At 68.6% G+C, this 20,506-nt stretch carries 17 protein-coding genes; 11 read left to right on the forward strand and 6 right to left on the reverse strand.

Annotated elements, in window-relative coordinates; genetic code table 11:
* Positions 1–7 precede the first annotated feature (7 nt).
* From SK854_RS22810 to SK854_RS22825, 4 genes are all read left to right on the forward strand, one after another.
* Entirely contained in the window at positions 8–1,126 is a 1,119-nt protein-coding gene (locus tag SK854_RS22810; RefSeq protein WP_319977114.1) for a Glu/Leu/Phe/Val family dehydrogenase, read from the forward strand.
* A complete protein-coding gene (locus SK854_RS22815) occupies positions 1,123–2,208 on the forward strand; it encodes a CaiB/BaiF CoA transferase family protein (protein WP_319977115.1) in 1,086 nt (361 codons plus the stop codon). The genes SK854_RS22810 and SK854_RS22815 overlap by 4 nt, the downstream gene beginning before the upstream one ends.
* Position 2,209: 1 nt before the next feature.
* Positions 2,210–3,370, forward strand: coding sequence for an acyl-CoA dehydrogenase family protein (locus SK854_RS22820; RefSeq protein ID WP_319977116.1), 1,161 nt, complete (start codon positions 2,210–2,212; stop codon positions 3,368–3,370).
* 103 nt (positions 3,371–3,473) lie between these two features.
* Complete coding sequence (locus SK854_RS22825) at positions 3,474–4,016, forward strand: TetR/AcrR family transcriptional regulator (RefSeq protein WP_319977117.1); 543 nt, start codon at positions 3,474–3,476, stop codon at positions 4,014–4,016.
* On the opposite strand, the gene SK854_RS22830 is transcribed toward SK854_RS22825, so the two are convergent.
* Together SK854_RS22830 and SK854_RS22835 are read right to left on the reverse strand one after the other, a co-directional pair.
* Positions 4,013–4,708, reverse strand: coding sequence for a peptidylprolyl isomerase (locus SK854_RS22830; protein ID WP_319977118.1), 696 nt, complete (start codon positions 4,706–4,708; stop codon positions 4,013–4,015). The genes SK854_RS22825 and SK854_RS22830 overlap by 4 nt on opposite strands.
* Before the next feature lie 59 nt (positions 4,709–4,767).
* A complete protein-coding gene (locus SK854_RS22835; protein ID WP_319977119.1) occupies positions 4,768–4,950 on the reverse strand; it encodes a hypothetical protein in 183 nt (60 codons plus the stop codon).
* A gap of 241 nt (positions 4,951–5,191) precedes the next feature.
* On the opposite strand from SK854_RS22835, the gene SK854_RS22840 reads away from it, so the two are divergent.
* The 3 genes from SK854_RS22840 to SK854_RS22850 all read left to right on the forward strand — a co-directional run bounded on the left by SK854_RS22840 (position 5,192) and on the right by SK854_RS22850 (position 8,278).
* Positions 5,192–5,392, forward strand: a complete 201-nt coding sequence (locus SK854_RS22840) for an antitoxin (RefSeq protein WP_319977120.1) — start codon at positions 5,192–5,194, stop codon at positions 5,390–5,392.
* Positions 5,393–5,490: 98 nt separating this feature from the next.
* The gene (locus tag SK854_RS22845) at positions 5,491–7,527 is read left to right on the forward strand and encodes an NACHT domain-containing protein (RefSeq protein ID WP_319977121.1); all 2,037 of its coding nucleotides are present in this window, start codon (positions 5,491–5,493) and stop codon (positions 7,525–7,527) included.
* A gap of 52 nt (positions 7,528–7,579) precedes the next feature.
* Entirely contained in the window at positions 7,580–8,278 is a 699-nt protein-coding gene (locus SK854_RS22850) for an RlpA-like double-psi beta-barrel domain-containing protein (RefSeq protein WP_319977122.1), read from the forward strand.
* A gap of 5 nt (positions 8,279–8,283) precedes the next feature.
* Here the strand turns inward: SK854_RS22850 and recQ are convergent, their stop codons facing one another.
* Positions 8,284–10,263 carry a DNA helicase RecQ gene (gene recQ, locus SK854_RS22855; RefSeq protein ID WP_319977123.1) on the reverse strand — a complete coding sequence of 660 codons (1,980 nt, stop codon included), beginning with the start codon at positions 10,261–10,263 and terminating at the stop codon, positions 8,284–8,286.
* Between the two features lie 39 nt (positions 10,264–10,302).
* Entirely contained in the window at positions 10,303–12,153 is a 1,851-nt protein-coding gene (locus SK854_RS22860) for a Xaa-Pro dipeptidyl-peptidase (protein WP_319977124.1), read from the reverse strand.
* A 101-nt stretch (positions 12,154–12,254) separates the two neighbouring features.
* Here SK854_RS22860 and SK854_RS22865 point away from each other — a divergent pair, with 101 nt between their 5' ends.
* The 4 genes from SK854_RS22865 to SK854_RS22880 all read left to right on the forward strand — a co-directional run bounded on the left by SK854_RS22865 (position 12,255) and on the right by SK854_RS22880 (position 19,251).
* Positions 12,255–13,193 carry a maleylacetate reductase gene (locus tag SK854_RS22865; protein ID WP_319977125.1) on the forward strand — a complete coding sequence of 313 codons (939 nt, stop codon included), beginning with the start codon at positions 12,255–12,257 and terminating at the stop codon, positions 13,191–13,193.
* A 91-nt stretch (positions 13,194–13,284) separates the two neighbouring features.
* On the forward strand, positions 13,285–14,577 hold the full coding sequence (locus SK854_RS22870) for an alpha/beta hydrolase-fold protein (RefSeq protein ID WP_319977126.1): 1,293 nt from the start codon (positions 13,285–13,287) through the stop codon (positions 14,575–14,577).
* A complete protein-coding gene (locus SK854_RS22875) occupies positions 14,574–17,024 on the forward strand; it encodes a DUF2156 domain-containing protein (RefSeq protein ID WP_319977127.1) in 2,451 nt (816 codons plus the stop codon). Before SK854_RS22870 ends, SK854_RS22875 begins: the two co-directional genes overlap by 4 nt.
* A gap of 64 nt (positions 17,025–17,088) precedes the next feature.
* Complete coding sequence (locus SK854_RS22880) at positions 17,089–19,251, forward strand: ATP-binding protein (RefSeq protein ID WP_319977128.1); 2,163 nt, start codon at positions 17,089–17,091, stop codon at positions 19,249–19,251.
* On the opposite strand, the gene SK854_RS22885 is transcribed toward SK854_RS22880, so the two are convergent.
* Together SK854_RS22885 and SK854_RS22890 are read right to left on the reverse strand one after the other, a co-directional pair.
* The gene (locus SK854_RS22885; RefSeq protein ID WP_319977129.1) at positions 19,248–19,856 is read right to left on the reverse strand and encodes a LysE family translocator; all 609 of its coding nucleotides are present in this window, start codon (positions 19,854–19,856) and stop codon (positions 19,248–19,250) included. The genes SK854_RS22880 and SK854_RS22885 overlap by 4 nt on opposite strands.
* A 19-nt stretch (positions 19,857–19,875) precedes the next feature.
* The gene (locus tag SK854_RS22890) at positions 19,876–20,484 is read right to left on the reverse strand and encodes a LysE family translocator (RefSeq protein WP_319977130.1); all 609 of its coding nucleotides are present in this window, start codon (positions 20,482–20,484) and stop codon (positions 19,876–19,878) included.
* Positions 20,485–20,506: the final 22 nt, after the last annotated feature.

Consider the following 20,506-nt stretch of genomic DNA (forward strand, 5'->3'; position numbering starts at 1 on the left):
GACTGTGATGGACGTACTCGAGCTCATGGACGAGTGGGGGCCGGAGAAGGTCGTCTGCGTGTCCGACCGGCGCACCGGCATGAAAGGCGTGCTCGTCATCGACAACACCGCGCGCGGCATGGGCAAGGGCGGCACGCGGATGACCCCGAACGTGACGGTCGCGGAGATCGCCCGGCTCGCGCGCGTGATGACGTGGAAGTGGGCCGGGGTCGACCTGTTCTTCGGCGGTGCGAAGGCGGGGATCGTGTTCGATCCTTCCTCTCCTGGCAAGGAAGCGGCGCTGCGGGCGTTCGCGCGCAAGCTCTCCAACGAGGTGCCGCGCGAGTACGTGCTCGGGCTCGACATGGGCCTCACCGAACGGGATGCCGCGATCGTCCAGGACGAACTGTCGGACCGCGGCGCTATGATGGGCGCACCGGCTCAACTCGGCGGTCTGCCGTACGACGAGCTGGGCGTCACCGGGTACGGCGTGGCCGAGGTGGCGGACGAACTGATGGAGCTGCGCGGTAAACGCGTGGCGGTGCAGGGTTTTGGCGCGGTCGGCGCCGCGGCGGCGAAGCGGTTCGCCGAACTCGGCGCGGTCGTCGTCGCCGTGTCCTCGGTGCACGGAGCGCTGGTCGATGCCGGCGGTCTGGACGTCACACGACTGCTGAAGCTGCGGGACGAGTTCGGTGATCTCGCGGTCAAGGAGTACGGCGATGTCCGCGAACTCGGCGCCGAGCTTCGCGTGCCGTGCGACGTGCTCGTGCCGGCGGCGCTGCAGGACGTGATCGACGCGGAACTCGCGGGCGAGCTCGACACCACCCTGGTGGTCGAGGGCGCGAACCTGCCGACTTCCGTTGCTGCGCAGGAGGTTCTCGCGGAGCGCGGGATCGCGGTCGTGCCGGACTTCATCGCGAACGCCGGCGGCGTGGTCGCGGCGGCGTTCGCCATGGACGCGCGGTACTCGCCGTTCCCGGTGAACCCCGCGACGGTGCTGGAGGCCGTGTCCTCAAAGCTGAGGGCGAACGCGGCGAACGTCATCGTCGAGGCGAGAAGTCGTGGCACCACAACACATGTGGCGGCGCGCGAGCTGGCGCAGGAACGCGTGCTGGCCGCGATGAGGCTGCGGGGGCGGGTCGCATGAGCTCGCTCGAAGGCGTGGTGATCGCGGACTTCAGCCGGGTGCTGGCGGCTCCGTACGCGACGATGATGCTGGGCGACCTCGGTGCCGAGGTCGTCAAGGTCGAGCGGCCCGGCAGGGGCGACGAGACCCGCACTTGGGGTCCGCCGCACTACCAGGACGAGGCGACGTACTTCCTGTCCGTCAACAGGAACAAGACCTCGCTGCAGATCGACCTGTCGACGGAGGCGGGCCGGGAGCAGGCGCGCGAGCTGATCGCGCGGGCGGACGTCGTGGTCGAGAACTTCAAGCCGGGCACGATGAAGAAGTTCGGGCTGGACTACGAGTCCCTCGGGCGGGACGACCTCGTCTACTGCTCGATCTCGGGGTTCGGTGCGGGCAAGGGCGCGGACCTGCCCGGCTACGACCTGCTCGTGCAGGCCGTGGGCGGGTTGATGAGCGTGACCGGGCCCGGTCCGTACGAGCCGGTGAAGACCGGGGTGGCGCTGGTCGACGTGCTGACCGGATTGCACGCGTGCGTCGGAATCCTGGCGGCGTTGCGGCACCGGGAGGCGACGGGGCTGGGCCAGCTCGTCGAGCTGGACCTGCTGACGGTGCTGTTGTCGAGCATGGTGAACCAGAGCGCGGGCTTCACACTGGCCGGCTCGGTGCCGAAGCCGATGGGCAACCGGCATCCGTCGATCGCGCCGTACGAGGTGTTCCCGACGGCCGACCAGCCGATCGCGCTCGCGGTGGGCAACGACCGGCAGTTCCGCCGGTTGTGCTCGGTGCTGGACGTGCCGGAGCTGGCCACGGACTCGCGGTTCGTCACGAACTCCGATCGGGTGAAGCACGTGGACGAGCTGTTCGAGGTGCTCGCGGCACGGCTGCGGGCGCGCCCGGCGCAGCACTGGTTCGAGACGCTGACACCACTGGGCGTTCCGTGCGGTCCTGTCAACGATGTCGCGCGCGCGTTCGCGCTGGCGGAGTCGCTGGACCTCGCCCCGACCGCGACGATCGACGACATGACGCTCGTCGCGAACCCCATCCGCCTGTCGCGCACGCCGGTGACCTACCGGCTGCGCCCGCCGAAGCTGGAGCAGTGAAGTGCAGGACCCGTTGCAGTTGCTGGACATCCCGTCGTTGCTGGGCGACGAGGAGCGCGACATCCAGGCCACCGTCGCGCAGTACCTGACCGACCACGTCCGGCCGCACATCGCCTCGTGGTTCGAGGAGGGCATCCTGCCGCGCGAGCTCGCGCGGGAACTCGGCAAGCTCGGCGTGCTGGGCATGCACCTGGAGGGTTACGGGTGCGCGGGGACGTCGGCGCTCGCGTACGGGCTCGCGTGCCTGGAACTGGAGGCGGTGGACAGTGGCATCCGCAGCTTCGTGTCCGTGCAGGGTTCACTGTCGATGTACTCGATCTGGAAGTACGGGTCGGAGGAGCAGAAGCAGGAGTGGCTGCCCCGTCTGGCCGCCGGCGAGGCGATCGGGTGCTTCGGGCTGACCGAACCGGACTTCGGCTCGAACCCGTCCGGCATGCGCACACGGGCCGTGCGCGACGGCGCGGACTGGGTGCTCAACGGCACCAAGATGTGGATCACCAACGGTGGTCTCGCGGACGTGGCGACGGTGTGGGCGCGGACCGAGGACGGAATTCGAGGATTCCTCGTTCCTCGCGGCACCCCGGGATTCTCGACGCGGGACATCAAGCAGAAGCTGTCAATGCGAGCATCCGTCACTTCCGAGTTGATCATGGAGGACGTGCGGCTGCCGGAAAGCGCCCGGCTGCCGCTCGCGACTTCCTTGCGCGCGCCGCTCACATGTCTGAACGAGGCGCGGTTCGGGATCGTGTTCGGCGCTGTCGGCGCAGCGCGGGATTCGCTGCAGGCGGCGCTGCGCTACGCCGGCACGCGCATCCAGTTCGACCAGCCGATCGCCGCGTTCCAGCTCACCCAGCGCAAGCTCGCGAGCATGACGGTGCAGGTCAGCAACTCGATGCTGCTGGCGTTGCACCTCGCGAGGCTCAAGGAGGCCGGCACGCTCAAGCCCGAGCAGATCAGCGTCGGCAAGTACAACAACGTCGAGTCGGCCATCGCGATCGCGCGGGAAAGCCGGACCATCCTCGGCGCGAACGGCATCTCGTTGGAGTACTCGCCCTTGCGTCACGCGAACAACCTGGAATCCGTACTTACTTACGAGGGCACTTCCGACATCCACCTGCTATCCATCGGCCACGCGTTGACCGGAATCGCATCATTTCGTTGATCTTTCGCCCTATCCTGCACTCCGCAACGGGGTTCGCGGGTGGGAGGACGTTCTGCCGGAGGAGACAAACAGCCGCAGTGACGCGCGTCGCAACCGCAAGCGATTGCTGGATGCCGCGACGCACGTCCTGCGGGCTGAACCAGCAACGGCGACGATGCAGTCGATCGCGCGCAAGGCCGCGCTTTCGCAAGCGACGGCATATCGGCACTTTCCATCCGTGGAAGCGCTCGTGGTGGCCTACCACGAAGACGTCATGGCGTCGTTGGTCGAACACGGCGAACGGTCTCGCAAGACCGGCAAGGAACTGTTCGAACACCAAGTCACGCGCTGGGTGAAGCTGCAGAACCTGCACGGCCCGGTGATAGCGCGGTTCTCGTCGCAGCGAGGTTTTCTGGAACGGCTGCAGTGCGGCGAGGCCGCGGCGGCGTTGTCGTGCAGCGCGTGGGACCAGGCGTTGCGCGGTGTGCTGATCGACCTGGCGCTGCCGGACGCTTTGTTGAACGTGGCACGGTTTCTGCACAACGCGTTGTTCGCCCCGCGAGAGATCCTCGACCTGACGAAAACCGCCGGACTACCTGACGAGCAGGTGGTCCGGCGGCTCTCCGACACGTTCTACGGCGCGCTCACGGGCTGGGCCTCGCACTAGATCCCGAGCGGGAGCACCCACTTCAGCTCGGACTTGACGTTCGGACGGCCGTCGAGCGGGTCCTCACCGGCGATGCCACCGGCCGCGATCTTGTCCAGGGTCTTCAGACCCTCGGGCAGGATCTGGCCGAACACCGTGTAGTTCGGACGCAGGATCGAGTCCGACTGCACCAGGAAGAACTGCGAGCCGTTCGTGTCGGGACCGGCGTTCGCCATCGCGAGCGTGCCCCGCGGGTAGATGCGGCGCAGGCCGGTCGGGTCGTTCGGCGCGGGCTGCAGGTCGGTCGGCAGCTCGTCCTTGTACTTGTAGCCGGGGCCGCCCTCGCCCGTGTTGGACGGGTCGCCGCACTGCAGCACCTTGAGCGTCGGGTAGGCGGTGAGCCGGTGACACTCGGTCTGGTTGTAGAAACCGCGGTGCGCCAGGTGGATGAAGCTGTGCGCGGTGCACGCAGCCTTGGCGCGGTCGAGCACCAGCGGGATGTCGCCCTGACTGGTCTTCACCTTCACCAGGACCTTGCCCTTGGTGAACCACGGGTCGTGCGGGATCGACACCGGGCGAGCCGCGGGCTCCTCCGGTGTCGCGGTGTAGCCGCAGTCGGGCCGGGCCGTCTGAACCTCGGCGGACGCGGTGCCCGTCGTGATGAAACCAACGGCCAGCGCCGCCACTGCCAGTCCAGCTGCGATTCGCCTCATGCGCGTTTCCTAGTGCAGCAGTGGTGGCCGGGCAAGTTTTAACGGATCACACGGCCGGTTCAGTTGTTCGTGGATTCGGTGATCCCGTATTCGCACTTCGCTTCCACGCCGGCGTTCGTGATCTCTTTTTCCTTCTCCGTCCGAAGCTTGCACGTCGCCTGGCCGGTCTGTGGCTTCACCGTGAGCGTGATCCTGCCGAGCGCGTTGGCGAGCATGGCGCGGTCCTTCACCGGCAGGTCCACGGTCTCGGACCGGACGCGCCACCGGCGAGCGCCTGACCCGGCCGACCTGGAGATCACCGTCGATGGCCGACTGACCGTGGCGGCGACGTTGTTCGGTGGAGTGCCGCTCGGCAGCGCGTTGCCGCACTCGTCTGATGTGGAGGGCGTGCCGGTCGACGTGGTGGCCGCACTTCACTCGATCCAGCGACGTGTACCGGATCCGAGACCGGGTACCCGAACTGCATAGGGAGGTAATGCAGTCATGGGATTCGACGAGTTGAAGAACAAGGCCAAGGACCTCATCGGCCAGCACGGTGACAAGGTCGATCAGGGTGTCGAGCGTGCGGGCCAGTTCGCTGACGACAAGACCGGCGGCAAGCACAGCGAGCACATCGACAAGGGCGAGGACAAGCTCAAGGAAGGCCTCCGGAACTTCGGCGGCGAGCAGCAGCAACAGCAGTAGTCACGCGAGCAGGGTGGTTCGCGTGTGAGTTACGCCGGATTGGAATCACTTCCGCGATCCCGGCGACCCGGTTACCGTCGTTCGCCGGGATCGCGGAGGTGACGGTGGATCCGAGCGGGGTGACGAGGGCGGCACGGCTGACGGCGTTGGCCGCGTTGTGCCTGGTCACCGTTGTTCTTCTGCTCCCGGCGGCCATCAGCGTGAGCACTGGCGGGCCCGTTCCGGGGTTCTTCGGCGAGTTCGGCCGGTGGTTGTGGCCCGCGGTGGGCGCAATGGTGCTCGTCGCGGTCGGTCTCGCGCTCTGGGAACGTGTCCGCGGTCACGAGACCAGCAACCGCGCCGCCGCGCTCGACCGGGTCGAGTCGCGGGTGAAGACGCTGCTCGCGGCCTCGCTGGCCGCCCAGACGCAGATCAAGCTCGGTGTTCTGCAGCAGCCCAAGCTCTCCGTGCGGGTCGAGGGCGAAGAAGTCTCGTCACCGGACCTGGAAGCCGTCTACGACCGCCTCGGCCACAGCATGGTTTTGATCGGACCGGTCGGCAGCGGGCGGTCGACGTTGTTGCGCGAACTGTGTCTGGCGTTGGTCGAGCGGGCGCGCAACGACCCCGAGGCGCCGATTCCCGTGGTCGTGGACTTGGCGACGTGGCGTGCGTACGGCACTCGCAAGCCCACGGAGTTCACCGCGTGGTTGCTGAAGGAACTGAACCGCCGTTACGGCATCAGCCGCTCGGCTGGCACGATCTGGCTGCGCCGCGAGCGGGTGGCCGTGCTCATCGACGGCCTGGACGAGGTGCCGCGCGTCGATCGCGCGCACTGCGAGTCCGAACTCGCGCCGTTCGCCTCGGTCGTGACCTCGACGGAGCCGATCGAGAACCTGCCCTCGGTGTTCGTCGAGCCGCTGTCTCGCGGTCAGGTTCTCGCGTACATCGCTTCGGTCAGCCCTCGGCTCGACAGCCTGGAAGCAGCGCTCACCCCGGCGATCTGGGAGCGGCTGGACTCGCCGCTGGCGCTGAACCTGCTGGCGCTGACACACCTGGACAAGCAGGTCGACGCGATCGGCATCGACTTCGTGGGTTCGTTCGTCGTGGAAAGGCTTTCCAGCCAGCGCGGCGCGGGCCCCACCATTCGCGCATTGAAGCTCCTCGCACGGTTGGGGCGGCCGGACCTCGGTGCGCCCGTGCACATGCCTCACCGCCGTGCGTGGCTTCCGCTGCTGCCGACACGTCCGTTGTGGTTGCTGTTCGTGCGCGCGGTGCCTGCCGCATATGCCGGTGGTGTGTGCGCCGTTGCGTTCATGACGGGCCTGCGCCTTGGGTTGTGGCCCGCATTGGTGTTCGTGGTGGCCGCGTCTTCGTTGCTCGTATTGGTCAACAAGCTGCCGCACGTCTTCCACCCGCCTGGACGCGCGCACGGCATTCTGACTGCCGCACTCGGATTCCTGGCCGGGGTGTTCGCGGGATTGCTGGTCGGGCTCGCTGGTTTGTGGCTGGGTGGAATCGGCACGCCGTGGCCGTACCTCGTGGCGTACGTGTTCGTGGTGGTGGCGTCATTCTTCTTGGCGCTGGGTTTTGTGCCGGGTTCCGCTCCTGTGCCGTGGGCGGTGCTGATCGCCGCCGCTCCGGGTGTCTCGATGATCTGGATCGGCCCGTACGTGGTGCTCGCGGGCATGGGCGTCGGCTTCTCCGCAGGCGTGGCAGGCGGAGTTTTCGCCGCAGCCGTCGGACGTGTGTGGAGCACGGTGCGCCCGGTGCAACAGCAACGCATGCGGCTGGGGCGCCCGTGGTGGGTGCAGCCGGCTGTCCCGGTCCTCGGCATGGTCGGTCTGCTGGGCGGGATCGGCGCGGTGGGGTCCTGGGGAACCGCACTGGGAGTAGCACTGGGATTGCTGGTGACCCCGACCGCCGCCCGCGACTACGTCTGGCCGTTCGACGCGCTCGCCGAGGTCGCCGCGGAGGGTGTCACGCGCCCCCTCTCACTGGGCGAGTTGTCCTTCCGCCGCAAGGCTTTGCTTCACCTCGCACAGGACCGGCTGCTGCTCACCCGCGTCGACGGCGAGTACCGCTTCGCACACGTCGCCCTGCGCGACCATTTGGCGTCGTGCGACCCGACGGCGCTGCTTCGAGCCACACGTCGTTGAACCTTCACCATCTGCGGGCCGTACGGCCTGACAGAGAGGTCGGGTGTTGCGCATGCGCTGGTCGAAGGGCTGGATCGCGGGGGCCGGGGTCTTTTCGGTCGTCGCGGCGATCGGAGGTACGGCCTTCGCCCTTGCCGGATCCGGCGGCTCCACGTCGCAGTCGGGGGTGGCGGGCAAAGAAGTGTGTTCCGGGCAGCAGGTGAGAACGGCGAACTCAAAAGGGCCGGCCGGTGTGCTGTCGGACCAGTTCCCGGTCGGGACGTTGGTGCGGCTCTCGAATCCCGTCAACGGGCGGGCTATCACCGTCTCGGTCACCGGGACGTCGACCGGCTGCGCGGTGCTGAACACCGCGGCGTTCGATTCACTCTGGTCCGCCGAAACAGGTCAGAACGGAGTGGACAGCGTTCTCCGGCGCATTCGGGTGGAGATCGTCGGAAACGCGCCGGCTCCGACACCCACCACCCGGACTCCCACTTCCCGCGTGCGGGCTTCCGGAACCGTGGGCCAGGTCGTCTGTGACGGTGCGACCGTCGGGTTGTCGGCCGTCGGCGGGGCTCCCGGGGCGTTCTCGTCACAGCTTCCGGTGGGGACTTCGGTGCGGGTGACCAATCTGGACAACGGAAAGCAGACGACCGTGCTGATCATCGGTGTCGGAACGGGCTGCGTCGTGCTGAACAGCGCGGCTTTCGACCTGGTCGGGGAATCGGGGAAGAACGTGATCAAGCGCGCCCAGATCGAGAGGGTGACCTGACCCGATCACCAGTCCATCGGCTCGTCGGGCTCCTCCGGTTCCGGCCACTCGTCCACGGCGTCGCCAGAGCCCCACGCCGCCCCGCCGGTGGTCGTGGTCTTCGGCTTGGCCTTGGGAGGCTGGGCGGCAGGCGCGGCCGCGGCGGGTGCGGGTCCGCCGGCCGCCACGACCTCCAGGATCTGCTCGCCGTACTTCGTGAGCTTGGCCTGGCCGACGCCGCTCACCGCGCCCAGCGAGGCGAGCGAGCCGGGACGTGACGCCGCGATGGACTTCAGCGTGGCGTCGTGGAAGATCACGTAGGCGGGGACGCTCTGCTCGCGGGCCTGCTGAGCCCGCCACTCGCGCAGCGCCTCGAAGAGCGGGCCCGCGTCGGCCGGCAGGTCCACCTTCACCTTGGCCGCGCCGGAGGAGGACGCCGTGCGCGTCGTCGAGCGGGCAGGCGTCGGGTCCTTGCGCATCTTGACTTCGCGCTTGCGGCCGAGGACCTCGGTGCTCGCCTCGGTGAGCACCAGCGTCGAGTACTCGCCCTCGACGGCCAGCAGGCCCTGGGCGAGGAGCTGGCGGACCACGCCGCGCCACTCGCTCTCGTTCAGATCCTCGCCGATGCCGAACGTGCTGAGCTGGTCGTGGTCGAACTGGATGACCTTGGCGGTCTTGCGGCCCAGCAGGATGTCGATGATCTGACCGGCGCCGAACTTCTGATTGCGCTCCTTGCGCAGCCGGTAGACCGTCGAGAGGACCTTCTGCGCGGCAACCGTGCCGTCCCACGACTCGGGCGGCGTGAGGCAGGTGTCGCAGTTGCCGCACGGCACACCGGACTCGTTGAAGTACTCGAGGATCCTGGTGCGGCGGCACGTGATGGTCTCGCAGAGGGCGAGCATCGCGTCGAGGTGCGCCTGTGACCGGCGGCGGAACGCGAGATCACCTTCCGAGGACTCGATCATCTTGCGCTGCTGCACCACGTCCTGCAGACCGTAGGCGAGCCACGCCGTGGACGGCAGACCGTCGCGGCCCGCGCGGCCCGTCTCCTGGTAGTAGCCCTCGACCGACTTCGGGAGGTCGAGGTGGGCCACGAAGCGGACGTCCGGCTTGTCGATGCCCATGCCGAACGCGATCGTCGCGACCATGACCAGGCCGTCCTCCCGCAGGAACCGGGCCTGGTTGCGCTGACGGACCGACGAGTCGAGGCCCGCGTGGTACGGCAGCGCGGGAATGCCGTTGGCCACCAGGAACTCCGCCGTCTTCTCCACCGACGCGCGGGACAGGCAGTAGACGATGCCGGCGTCGCCCTGGTGCTCGCTGCGCAACAGGTCCAGCAGCTGCTTCTTCGGCTCCTTCTTGCCGACGATGCGGTACTGGATGTTCGGCCGGTCGAAGCTGGAGACGAACTGACGCCCCTCGTTCAGCTCCAGGCGCGTGAGGATCTCCTTGCGCGTCGCCTCCGTCGCGGTGGCGGTGAGCGCGATCCGCGGCACCTTCGGCCAGCGTTCGTGCAGGTGCGTGAGCGAGAGGTAGTCGGGCCGGAAGTCGTGACCCCACTGGGAGACGCAGTGCGCCTCGTCGATCGCGAACAGCGCGATCTCGCCCTGGTCGAGCAGGCGCAGGGTCGCCTCGGACGTCAGCCGCTCCGGCGCGAGGTAGAGCAGGTCGAGCTCGCCGTTGACGAACTCGGCCTCGACCATCCGGCGTTCGTCCCAGGACAGCGAGGAGTTCAGGAAGCCCGCGCGCACGCCCAGGGCGCGCAACGCCTCCACCTGGTCCTGCATCAGCGCGATGAGCGGGGAGATCACCACGCCCGTGCCGGGCCGCACCAGGGCGGGCACCTGATAGCAGAGGGACTTGCCGCCGCCGGTCGGCATGAGCACGAGCGCGTCACCACCCGCGACCACGTGCTCGACGATGGCGGCCTGATCGCCGCGGAACTCGGGGTACCCGAAGATGCGCTGCAGGACCTGCAGCGCATCTCCGTGGTCGGTTGAACCCATGGCGCCGATGCTAGCGAGCAGCACCGACAGTCCGGTGTGCTAGCCCAGCTCGCTCTTCGTACCAGCGGAAACGCTGCCGGCGATCAGCGGAGCCGTGGAGGCGGCCGGCACCGAGCCCCGCAAGGGGATCCGCACCGAGGTGTCCGCCAGGTCGACGGTCAGCCTCGGCAGCTGGCTCGGGCGCACGATCGCGCTCGAGTCGGTGCCGCCGATGAGCAGGCCCAGCCGGTGCCCCGCCGGGATCACGTGGTCCGTTGTGGACAGTCGGAACGTCATGCGGTACTTGGTTCCCGGCGTGATCGTGCGCGGGGTCGAGAGCGACTGGTAGTTGGCGAGGTCCGCCCAGCCGCGCGCGATGATCTGCGCGTCGACGTTGCCCGTGGTGGCCTCCGTGTTGCGGTAACAGGCGTCATCGCCCGTACGGCTCTCGCCCCAGCACGACTCCGTGCTCAGGGTCCGGATGCCCTCGCCCGTACGCACCGTCGCCGGTCCGTAGTCGACGAGGTACGCCGTGAGGTGCGCCGTCGGCGTCGAAGACGACACCCCCACCGTGATCGACGACGTACCCGCTACGCGCAGGTCAGAGGTCAGCGCGGCCGTCGAGTAGAGCACCCGGCCGGTGTTCGAGCCGGAGAGCCAGGTCGACGGTGTCGCGTTGCCGTTGTCGGTGAATGCGGCCGTACCGGTGCCGGGCGCCGTGCCGAGTCCCGAAGAAGAAGGACGCAGCACGGTGCTGACGGTGCCCGAAGGCGGCCACGTCTGGTCGTCCACCCACTGGTTGGGCGCACGTTCCGAGGAGACCTGCGGTTCGTTCTCGATCCCGTTCTGCACGTTCAGCAGCCAGCGGTCGAACCACCGGTGCAGCGTCGGGACCCACTCGCTGCGCCGGAAGTCGAACGGGTCGACGTGCGCGGTCTGCGAGAACCAGAGCTTCTTCGGCACCGAGGCGGGCACCGCGTCCCAGAACTGGCCGTACTGCAACGTCTTCACGTTGAGGTCGTTCAGGCCGTGGATCGCGAAGATGGACGCCTTCACGTTCGACGCGTTGCGCACGAAGTCTCGTGTCTGCCACATCGCCGTGTAGTCGCCGTTGGCGGGAGAACCGTTCGTCATCTGCGTGCGCACCGCACCACACCGTGAGCGCGCGTTGGAGTTCTCGAACTGCGAACCCAGTCCGGTCGGCGAGCTGTAACCGGGGTACGCGACGCCGTCCGAACGGAACCAGTCGTACCAGGAACTGATGGCCGCGATCGGCACGATGGTCTTGAGCCCGTCGATCCCGGTCGACGCGACGCCGTTCGCGATCGAGCCGTCCCACGACTTGCCGATCATGCCGACGGCACCGGTCGACCAGGATGCGGTCTTCGTGGTGGCGCCGGTCAGGGTCGAGTAGCCGGTGCGGCGGCCGTTGAGCCAGTCGATCACGGCGGTGCCGGACGCGATCTCCGACTGGCCGCCGACGTCGACGCAGCCGCGCGACCGGTTCGTGCCGAGGAAGTCGACCAGCACGACGGCGTAGCCGCGCGGGACGAAGTAGTTGTCGTAGAAGAGCGGGAACTTCACCGGCAGCCCGGCGGAGTCGTAGGTCTTGACCTCGCTCTCGTTGCCGCGTCCGGCGCTCTGGTAGTAGGGACTGGCGTCCATGATCACGGGCACGCGCCCGGTCGTGGACGGCCTGATGATGTCGGCGGTCACCCGGTCACGGGTGCCGTCGCCGTCGAGGTCGAGCCCGGAGTCGACGTAGACCGTCTCCCGGACCGCGTCGGCCATCGAGTGGATCGGCGCGGACACGCCGCCGGAGAGGCTGAACGCTGGTGTCGCCGCTGTGGCAGGGATTGGCGTCAGGGTCAGGACCCCTGCTAACGCCACTACAACACGAACACGCTTCATGAAGATTCACGCTAAGGAGTGACGAAGTCGCCCCGTCAGAGCCGAAAGGCTTGACCCTCTGCTGTTGCGCCCGGCACTCCCCTCACGAATATTCGTTCTTCGTGAGCTTCACCTTCGAACCCGGCCGCACCCGCGTCGTCTTCGGCCGCGGCACCGTCACCTCGGTGCGCGCCGAGGTCGAACGGCTCGGCGCGACGCGGGTGCTGCTGATCGCCCGGCACGGCGGCGACAAGGTGGCGGCCGAACTCGGCCCGTTGCTCGTCACCCGGTTCACGGGCGCGGCCATGCACACGCCGGTCGAGGTCACGGAGCGCGCGCTCGTGTCGTTGCGCGAGCACGGCGCGGACTGCATCGTGTCGGTCGGCGGCGGATCGAGCACAGGGCTGTCGAAGGCGCTCTCGGTACGCGCGGGCGTGCCGCAGATCATCATCCCGACGACCTACGCGGGCTCCGAAGTCACGCAGGTGCTCGGTGAGACGACCGAGGGGCTGAAGAGGACGCGCCGGGACGCGGCGATCCAGCCCGGCACCGTCATCTACGACGTCGACCTCACACTGGATCTGCCACTCGACGTCACGGTGACAAGCGCGCTCAACTCTCTCGCGCACGCCGTCGCCGCCCGAGGCAACGAGAACCCGTTGATCGACGCCATCGCGGCCAAGGCGATCGAGGGTGTTTTGCACGCTTTGAGCGGAAACCCGTCCACTGTGGATGCGCGGACCGAGCTGCTGTCCTCGGCGTGGCTCGCGGGCACGTGCCTCGCGTCCGTCCCCATGGGACTGCATCACAAGCTCGCGCACGTTTTAGGTGGTTCGTTCGGATTGCCGCACGCCGCGACGCACACGGCGTTGCTGCCTCACACGGCACCGTCCGATCTGGCCGGTCGCATCCACGACACGGCCACGCGGTTCGGTGCGGCGACCTCGTTGCGCGAACTGGGGATGGCGGAGTCCGATTTGTCCCGCGCCGCGGAGATCGCCGAGCATCCGGACGCCCTGCGGGTCCTGACGAACGCCTGGCGCGACGCATCATCCGACTGACGGGTTGTCATTCTTAAGGCTGATGTTCACAGCTCTGAACTCAGACGAATCTCCGATGTGCTTCCTGAAGACTTCCTGAAGTATCTGGAGCATGCTCAGCCCGTTGGATCTGTCCCTGATAAACGGACCGATCCCCAAGGCCGCCACGGTCGCGGCCGCGCTCGCTCTCACCTACCTGGCAATTCGGAAGAACCGGACGTGGTGGGTCCGTGTGCTGCCGATCGTCGTGCTGACGTGCGCGCTCGTGGTGACCGGGCTGACGCTCGTGATCAACAACGTGTGGAAACCGTGGCCGGAGCCGATGCCGATCATCCTGATGGTGTGGCTGGGCGCGGCGCTCGTGGCCGTGAGTCTCGCCGTGGCGAGGCTACGGCGGTCGCGGTGGTACGGACGTGTGTTCACCATCGTCGCCGCTGTGGTCGTCATCTCAAGCGCACTGACGGCCACGAACGCGCACTACGGGCTGTACCCGACGTCACGGGCCGCGCTGGAGGTGTTCCACAACCCGAGCGTCGACCTGCCGGACAGCGTTCCGGTCGCGGACGTGCTCGACCTGCCCGCCGGCAAGAAGCTGGCCGACGTCTGGACCGGCGCCGGCGTGCCGGACAAGGGCACGCTGTCCGAGATCGAGATCCCCGGCGCGATGAAGACGCGTCCGGCGTGGATCTACCTGCCGCCCGCGTACGCCGCGAAACCCCGTCCGCGCCTGCCGGTGCTGGTCCTGCTGGCAGGTCAGCCCGGCTCCCCTCGCGACTGGTACGACGCCGGCCGGATCTCCGACAACATGGACGAGTTCGCGCGCGCCCACCAGGGTCTCGCGCCGATCGTCGTCATGCCGGACTCCATCGGCTCTCTCACGGCGAATCCGCTGTGCCTCGACTCGAAGCTGGGCCAGGCGGAGACGTACCTGACCCGCGACGTGCCCAAGTGGATCAAAGAACGCCTCACGGTCGACGAACGCCGTGAAGCGTGGACGGTCGCGGGCCTCTCGCACGGCGGCACGTGCTCTCTGCAGCTCGCAGTGCGCGCGCCTGACGTGTACGGCAACTTCATCGACCTGTCCGGCCAGCGCGAGCCCACGCTCGGCACGCGCGCCGAGACGGTCAAAGCCGCGTTCGGCGGTGACGAGGCGGCATTCGTCCGCGTCAACCCGCTGGACATCCTCGCCAAGCACCAGTTTCCGCAGCTCTCGGGCGTGATCGTCGCCGGCAAGGACGACGGTCAGTACCGCCCGGCGGGAATCGAGGTGTTCGAGGCCTGTCGCAGGGCCGGAATGGACGTGCAGTGGAAGGAACTACCGGGAGGACACGACTGGAACGTGTGGCGGCCGGGCCTCTACGGCACTCTGCCGTGGCTCGCGCAGCGGACAGGGCTGGTCAGATGATCGCCAGACTGTTCCGCGCCGCACCGCTGACCTGCGCGTTCCTCATCGTCTTCTGGACGGTCGGCGCGCTGACCGGTGCGATCGCCGACGCGAGCGACGACCTGCTGGCGCTCACCGGGTTCGGCACCGGGAGTCCGTTGTGGACCGTCCTGAGCTCGGCGCTGTGGTCGATGGACCTGCTGGGCTACGCCGCGACCACCGTGCTGCTGCTCGTCGCCGGGCCTCTGGCCGAACGCTCGTTCGGCGCGGCGCGGACCGCGGCGATCTTCCTGGCCACGCACGTGCTCGGCTCGTTCCTGGGGCTCGGGCTGGTGCTGATCGGGCGCGACCTGCACTTCGACTGGCTCGAGTCGCTCGTGGGCGAGGTCGCGGCGGGGCCGTCGATCGGCGGGGTCGGGCTCGTGCTCGCGCTGACGTTCCGGATGCCGCCGCTGTGGAGGCGCCGCGTCCGGCTCATGATGATCTTGTCGGTGCTGGTGCTTACGCTGTGGTCAGGTTGGCTCGAAGACCTGCTCCGACTGTCCGGTGGCGTGGCCGGGTTGCTGATCGGGGTGCTGTTCCTGAAGAGCGGGCCGGTGCAGAAGGCGCGCTCGCTGCAGGAGACGCGGGTGCTGGTGGCGCTGTTGCTCGCGGCGTCGGCGCTCGGGCCGGTGGTGTCGATGATGTCGCCGTACCCGAACGGACCGCTGTGGTGGTTCGCGGACGTCGTGGCGGTCGCTCAGCCGTCGCAGGAGGACGTCGACGCGGTGTGCTCCTCGGACGCGGTCGAGCTGTGCCGGACGATGGTGGTCCAGCTGTCGTACGGCCGGTTCCCCGCGCTCGTGATGTCGCTGCTGCCGGCGTTGCTGCTGCTCGTGCTGGCGGAAGGGCTGCGGCGAGGACGGCGGTTCGCGTGGCGGTCGGCGCTCGTGTTCAACGTGGCGTTCGCGGCGTTCATCGGTTCGTACGTCGTGTACGTCGCGCAGTTCCCGGACGCCAGTCTGCTGGAGCTGTCGGTCTCGTTCGGTGTGCCGATGCTGGCACCGCTCGCGATCATCGTGGTGTTGTTGTTGACGCGCAAGCACTTCGACGTGCGTCTACCTCGGCATGCCGTCGTGAAGTTCTGGCGGTTCACGGCGATCAGCGTCGCGTTGCTGTCGGCGCTGTACGTCTTCGGCGGGTACCTGGTCCGCGACCAGTTCACGCCGGAGCCGGGGTTCGGCGCGCTGCTCGCGGACCTGCCGACGCGGTTCCTGCCGCCCGGCTACCTCGACCTGGTGCCGCTGCAGTTCTCCGCCGAAGGGTTCGTCGGCGCGCTGCTGTTCGAGTACACGGGCGTGGTGTTCTGGCTGATCGTGCTGGCCGGTCTGCTGATGGCGTCGTGGCGGACGTGGCCGTCGTCGTGCGAGGAAGCGGCGACGCACGCCCGTGAACTGATGCAGCGCCACGGCGGCTCGTCGTTGTCGTACATGACGACGTGGCGTGGCAACCAGTACTGGTTCACGCCCGACGGCGAGACGGCCATCGCGTACCGCGTCGTGGCGACCATCGCGCTGACGGTCGGCGATCCGATCGGTCCGGCACGGGTGGACGCCGTGCGCGGGTTCGCCGAGTTCTGCGCGCAGAACGGCTGGACACCGTGTCTCTACAGCGTGGGCGCCGAGACGCGGGCCGCGGTGGAGAGCCTCGGGTGGTCCGCGGTGCAGGTCGCCGAGGACACCATGATCGAACTGGACCAGCTGAGCTTCACCGGCAAGAAGTGGCAGGACGTGCGCACGGCGTTGAACAAGGCCGCCAAGGCCGGCATCACCGCCGAGTGGTGCACGTACGCCGACGCGCCGTACGCGATCACGGACCAGATCCGCTCGATCTCGGCGGAGTGGGTGGCGGACAAGGGCCTGCCGGAGATGGGTTTCACGCTGGGAGGCTTGGAGGAGCTGGCCGGTGACGGTGTGCGCTGCCTGCTGGCGGTGGACGGCGACCGCACGGTGCACGGCATCACGAGCTGGCTGCCGGTGTACGCGGACGGCGAGGTCGTCGGGTGGACGCTCGATTTCATGCGCCGCCGCACGCACGGCTTCCGCGGCTCGATGGAGTTCCTGATCGCCTCGGCGGCACAACAGCTCCAGGCCGAGGGGGCGCGGTTCCTGAGCCTGTCCGGGGCTCCGCTCGCCCGGCTGGACCGGGGTGAGCGCCCGCGGGCGTTGCAGCGCGTCCTGGACTTCACCGGGCAGGTGCTGGAGCCGGTGTACGGGTTCCGCTCGCTGTTCGCGTTCAAGGCGAAGTTCCAGCCGACCTACCAGCCGATGTTCATGGCGTATCCGGACTCGGCGGCACTGCCGCGCATCGCGAACGCGGTGAGCCGCGCGTACCTCCCGCATCTCAACGCACGGCAGGGACTTCGGCTCGCGAGCAAGATGATCATCCGGACCCGCGAGCGCGTGGCCACGCCTGGTCGAACTCGCTAGCCCGAAAGGGTGGTGAGGAGATCCTCTTCGTCACACTTCCACGCAGCTAGGCGAAGATGCGCCGATGACCGTGCGGGGCAATCTGCCTGCCCAGACCACGACGTTCATCGGCCGCCGGGCCGTGCTCGCCGACACCGAGGCGCTCCTCGGCCGGGCACGGCTGGTCACGCTGGCGGGACCGGGCGGGGTGGGCAAGACCCGGATCGCCGTGGAGACCGGGCGTGCGCTGGCTCAGGCGTTCCAGCACGGGGCCTGGCGGGTGCGGCTCGGTGACCTCAACGACCCGGCGGCGCTGGCCCGCACGGTCGCGACCCAGCTGCGGATCGTCGACAACGCGCCGGAGGCCGGGCTCGGCCGACTCGTGGAATCGTTGTACGACAAGCACTTGCTGCTCGTCCTGGACAACTGCGAGCACCTGCTGGAGGCGGTCCGGCATCTCGTGCACCACCTGTTGCGCGACTGCGAGGGACTGACGATCCTCGCGACCTCGCGGGAGCCCCTCGGCGTCTACGGCGAACATCTGCTGCGGGTTCCGGCACTGGGCCTGGACGACGCGGTGCTGCTGTTCGAGGAACGGGCGGAGGTGGCGACAAACCTGACCGACGTCACCGCGTTGTGCGAGGGGGTGGACGGGCTGCCGCTCGCGGTCGAACTCCTGGCCGCGCAGCCGGGCGGCGTGCGGTCCGAGGTGCTCCAGCACGCTGAACCCGCCACGCTGGAGCAGGTGCTCGAATGGTCGGCGCGGCAGTGCACGGACGAGGAACGCCGCTTGTGGGCGCAGTTGTCAGTGTTCCCCGCGGACTTCGACCTCGCCGCGGCCGAGGCGGTGGCGGACGCGGACGTGCTGAAACCGTTGTCCGCGTTGGTGCTCAGATCGATCGTGACGACGGCGACGAGCCCGGTCACCGGGGAGACCCGCTATCGGTTGCTGGACACCGTGTCGCAGTTCGGTGCCCGCCTGCTGACGAACGCGGACGAGCCGTTACGTCGCCACGCGGTGCACTACAGCGGGTTCGTGGCAGAGGCTGCCCGCTCGTGGTTCTCGCCCGGCGAAGCACGGTGGATGGGCAGGCTGTGGGAGGAGTGGCCGAACATCCGTGCGGCGGTCGGGCACGCGCTGCGTACCCCTGATCTGGCCGCGGCCGGCGCGGCCGTGGCGATGAACGTGCAGCGAGTGCGTTTCACGTCGTTCGCGGGCATGCTCGGCCAGGCGTGGGACCTGCTCATGGCCGCCCGCGAGGTGATCACCGAGGCCCCGCTGCGGACATCGCTGCTGGCGCACTGCGCGTACATGGCTCAGGTGCGGGGCGACTCGGCGCTGGCGTTCCCGTTGATGAACGAGGCACGCGCGTTACCGCGGCTGCCGATCACCGACGTGCACCTGGTTCTCGCCGAGGCAACGCATCTCTTCTTCGTGGAGGGCTCACCGGACTGCGTGCCGTTGTACGCGCACGTCGTGGAGCTGTGCAGGGAGCACTCGTCGCCGGGTGACACCTACATCACCGAACTGATGCACGCGATGGCCTCGTGCTTCCTGCTGGACGCCGAGTCCGCGGACAAGGCCACGACGGCGCTGGCGAGGCAGGCGGAGAGCAACGGCGTGAGCTGGGCGCACGCCTGGGGTCTGTGGCACCGCGGCCTCTACGAACTGCTGCACGGCGACCCGGCGCAGGTGCATCCGCTGGCGATCCAGGCGTTGCGGATCCAGCTGACGCTCGGCGACAGCTGGAGCGCCCCGTTCAGCCTGTGGCTGCTCGCCTGCACGTGCGCCGAGCTCGGAGCGAACGACCGTGCGGCACGGCTGCTCGGCGCGCTGCGGTCGCAGGAACGGATCTCTCGGATCTCGTTCAGCGGCATGAGCCCGTTCCGCCGGCTGCTGGACCGCGCCGATCGCACCGTCCGCCGCTCGCTCGGCGACGACTACCAGGTGATCACGACGCTCGGCGCCGACCTGCGCCCCGAGCAGGTGATGGCGTTCGCGCTCGAACCGGTGCCGGACTCCGAACGCCGGCCGGTGAAGCCGCTGCTGCCCGGCGGCCTGAGCAGGCAGGAGTTCACCATCGCCGGGCTGGTCGCGGACGGGTTCACGTCGAAGCAGATCGCCGCACGGCTGTACATCTCGCCGCGGACGGCGGACCGGCACGTGGTCAACATCCGCGTGAAGCTGGGGCTGCCGAACAGGATGGCGCTCGCGGCCTGGCACCGTTCAACCTCCGGCGAGCGTTAGCGCGCCTCGAACGCCAGCTTCAGACCCAGCGCGACGAACACCGACGCCGTCAGCCGGTCCAGCAGAAGCTGCTGGCGCAAAAGGAAAGCACGGGCACGACCGGCCACCGCGATCAGGATCGGCAGCCACACCAGGCCGAGTCCGAGGTGGATCGCGACGAGTGCCGCTCCCCACGCCGGTTGACCGGCGGGCATGAACTGCGGCAGCAACGACAGGTAGAACACGCCGACCTTGGGGTTGAGCAGGTTCGTCAGCAGTCCCACTCGCAACGACGCCCCGGCGCCCGGCACCGGACGCGAGTCCTCCAGCGACGCCGCCTTGCGCGAGTTCCACAACGCCTTGGCACCCAAGTAGATCAGGTACCCGGCGCCGAGCCAGCGCACGACGTCGTAGGCCAGTTCGGACGCCCGCAGCAGGGCCGTCAGGCCCGCCAGACTCGCCACGCCCCAGACCAGGCACCCGAGCGTGATGCCCAGAACCACGCCCATCGCCGCGCGTTTGCCGCTCAGCAACGCCGTGCGCAACACCATCACCGTGTCCAGGCCGGGCGTGAGGACGGTCAGCAGCGCGACGAGCGTGAAGCTCAGGAGTGCGGCGGTCGACATGCCGCCATGAGATCACACGTCAGCGCGCGTCGACAGCGGTCTTCAAGCCGAACGCGATCAGCGCTGAAGCGGACAGGCGGTCCAGCAGAAGCCGTTGCCGCAGCAGGAAAGCGCGGGCACGACCGGCCGCCGTGATCAGGATCGGGAACCACACCAGCCCGAGGCCGAGGTGGATGGCCACGAGCACGCCGCCCCACGCGGGCTGGCCGACGGGCAGGAACTGGGGCAGCAACGAGATGTAGAAGACGCCCGGCTTGGGGTTGAGCAGGTTCGTCAGCAGCCCGACCCGGATCGCCGTGCGCACCGACGGCACCGGTGCGGGTTCGTCGATCTCGACCGGCCGCCTCGAGTTCCACAACGCCTTGACGCCCAGGTAGATCAGGTACCCGGCACCGAGCCAGCGCACGACGTCGTAGGCCAGTTCGGACGCCTGCAGCAACGCCGTCAGGCCGACCAGACCCGCGGTCGCCCACACCAGGCAGCCCAGCGTGCTGCCCACCACGACCGCCATGGCGGCCCGGCGGCCGACCAGCAACGCCGTCCGCAGCACCAGCAGGGTCTCCAGGCCCGGCGTGACGACGGTCAGCAGCGCGACGAAGGTGAAGCTCAGGAGCGCGGTGGTCGACATGCCGTCATGAGAACACGGAAGT

The sequence above is a fragment of the Lentzea sokolovensis genome (assembly GCF_033949975.1).
In the GTDB taxonomy this organism is placed as follows: Bacteria; Actinomycetota; Actinomycetes; order Mycobacteriales; family Pseudonocardiaceae; genus Lentzea; species Lentzea sokolovensis.

Coding starts and splice junctions, on each gene's coding strand:
- SK854_RS22875 (WP_319977127.1), top strand. CDS start 14,574: ATGATCGCCAGACTGTTCCGCGCCGCACCGCTGACCTGCGCGTTCCTC.
- SK854_RS22830 (WP_319977118.1), bottom strand. CDS start 4,708: ATGAGGCGAATCGCAGCTGGACTGGCAGTGGCGGCGCTGGCCGTTGGT.
- SK854_RS22815 (WP_319977115.1), top strand. CDS start 1,123: ATGAGCTCGCTCGAAGGCGTGGTGATCGCGGACTTCAGCCGGGTGCTG.
- SK854_RS22880 (WP_319977128.1), top strand. CDS start 17,089: ATGACCGTGCGGGGCAATCTGCCTGCCCAGACCACGACGTTCATCGGC.
- SK854_RS22885 (WP_319977129.1), bottom strand. CDS start 19,856: ATGTCGACCGCCGCACTCCTGAGCTTCACGCTCGTCGCGCTGCTGACC.
- SK854_RS22810 (WP_319977114.1), top strand. CDS start 8: ATGGACGTACTCGAGCTCATGGACGAGTGGGGGCCGGAGAAGGTCGTC.
- SK854_RS22850 (WP_319977122.1), top strand. CDS start 7,580: ATGCGCTGGTCGAAGGGCTGGATCGCGGGGGCCGGGGTCTTTTCGGTC.
- SK854_RS22870 (WP_319977126.1), top strand. CDS start 13,285: ATGCTCAGCCCGTTGGATCTGTCCCTGATAAACGGACCGATCCCCAAG.
- recQ (WP_319977123.1), bottom strand. CDS start 10,263: ATGGGTTCAACCGACCACGGAGATGCGCTGCAGGTCCTGCAGCGCATC.
- SK854_RS22890 (WP_319977130.1), bottom strand. CDS start 20,484: ATGTCGACCACCGCGCTCCTGAGCTTCACCTTCGTCGCGCTGCTGACC.
- SK854_RS22860 (WP_319977124.1), bottom strand. CDS start 12,153: ATGAAGCGTGTTCGTGTTGTAGTGGCGTTAGCAGGGGTCCTGACCCTG.
- SK854_RS22840 (WP_319977120.1), top strand. CDS start 5,192: ATGGGATTCGACGAGTTGAAGAACAAGGCCAAGGACCTCATCGGCCAG.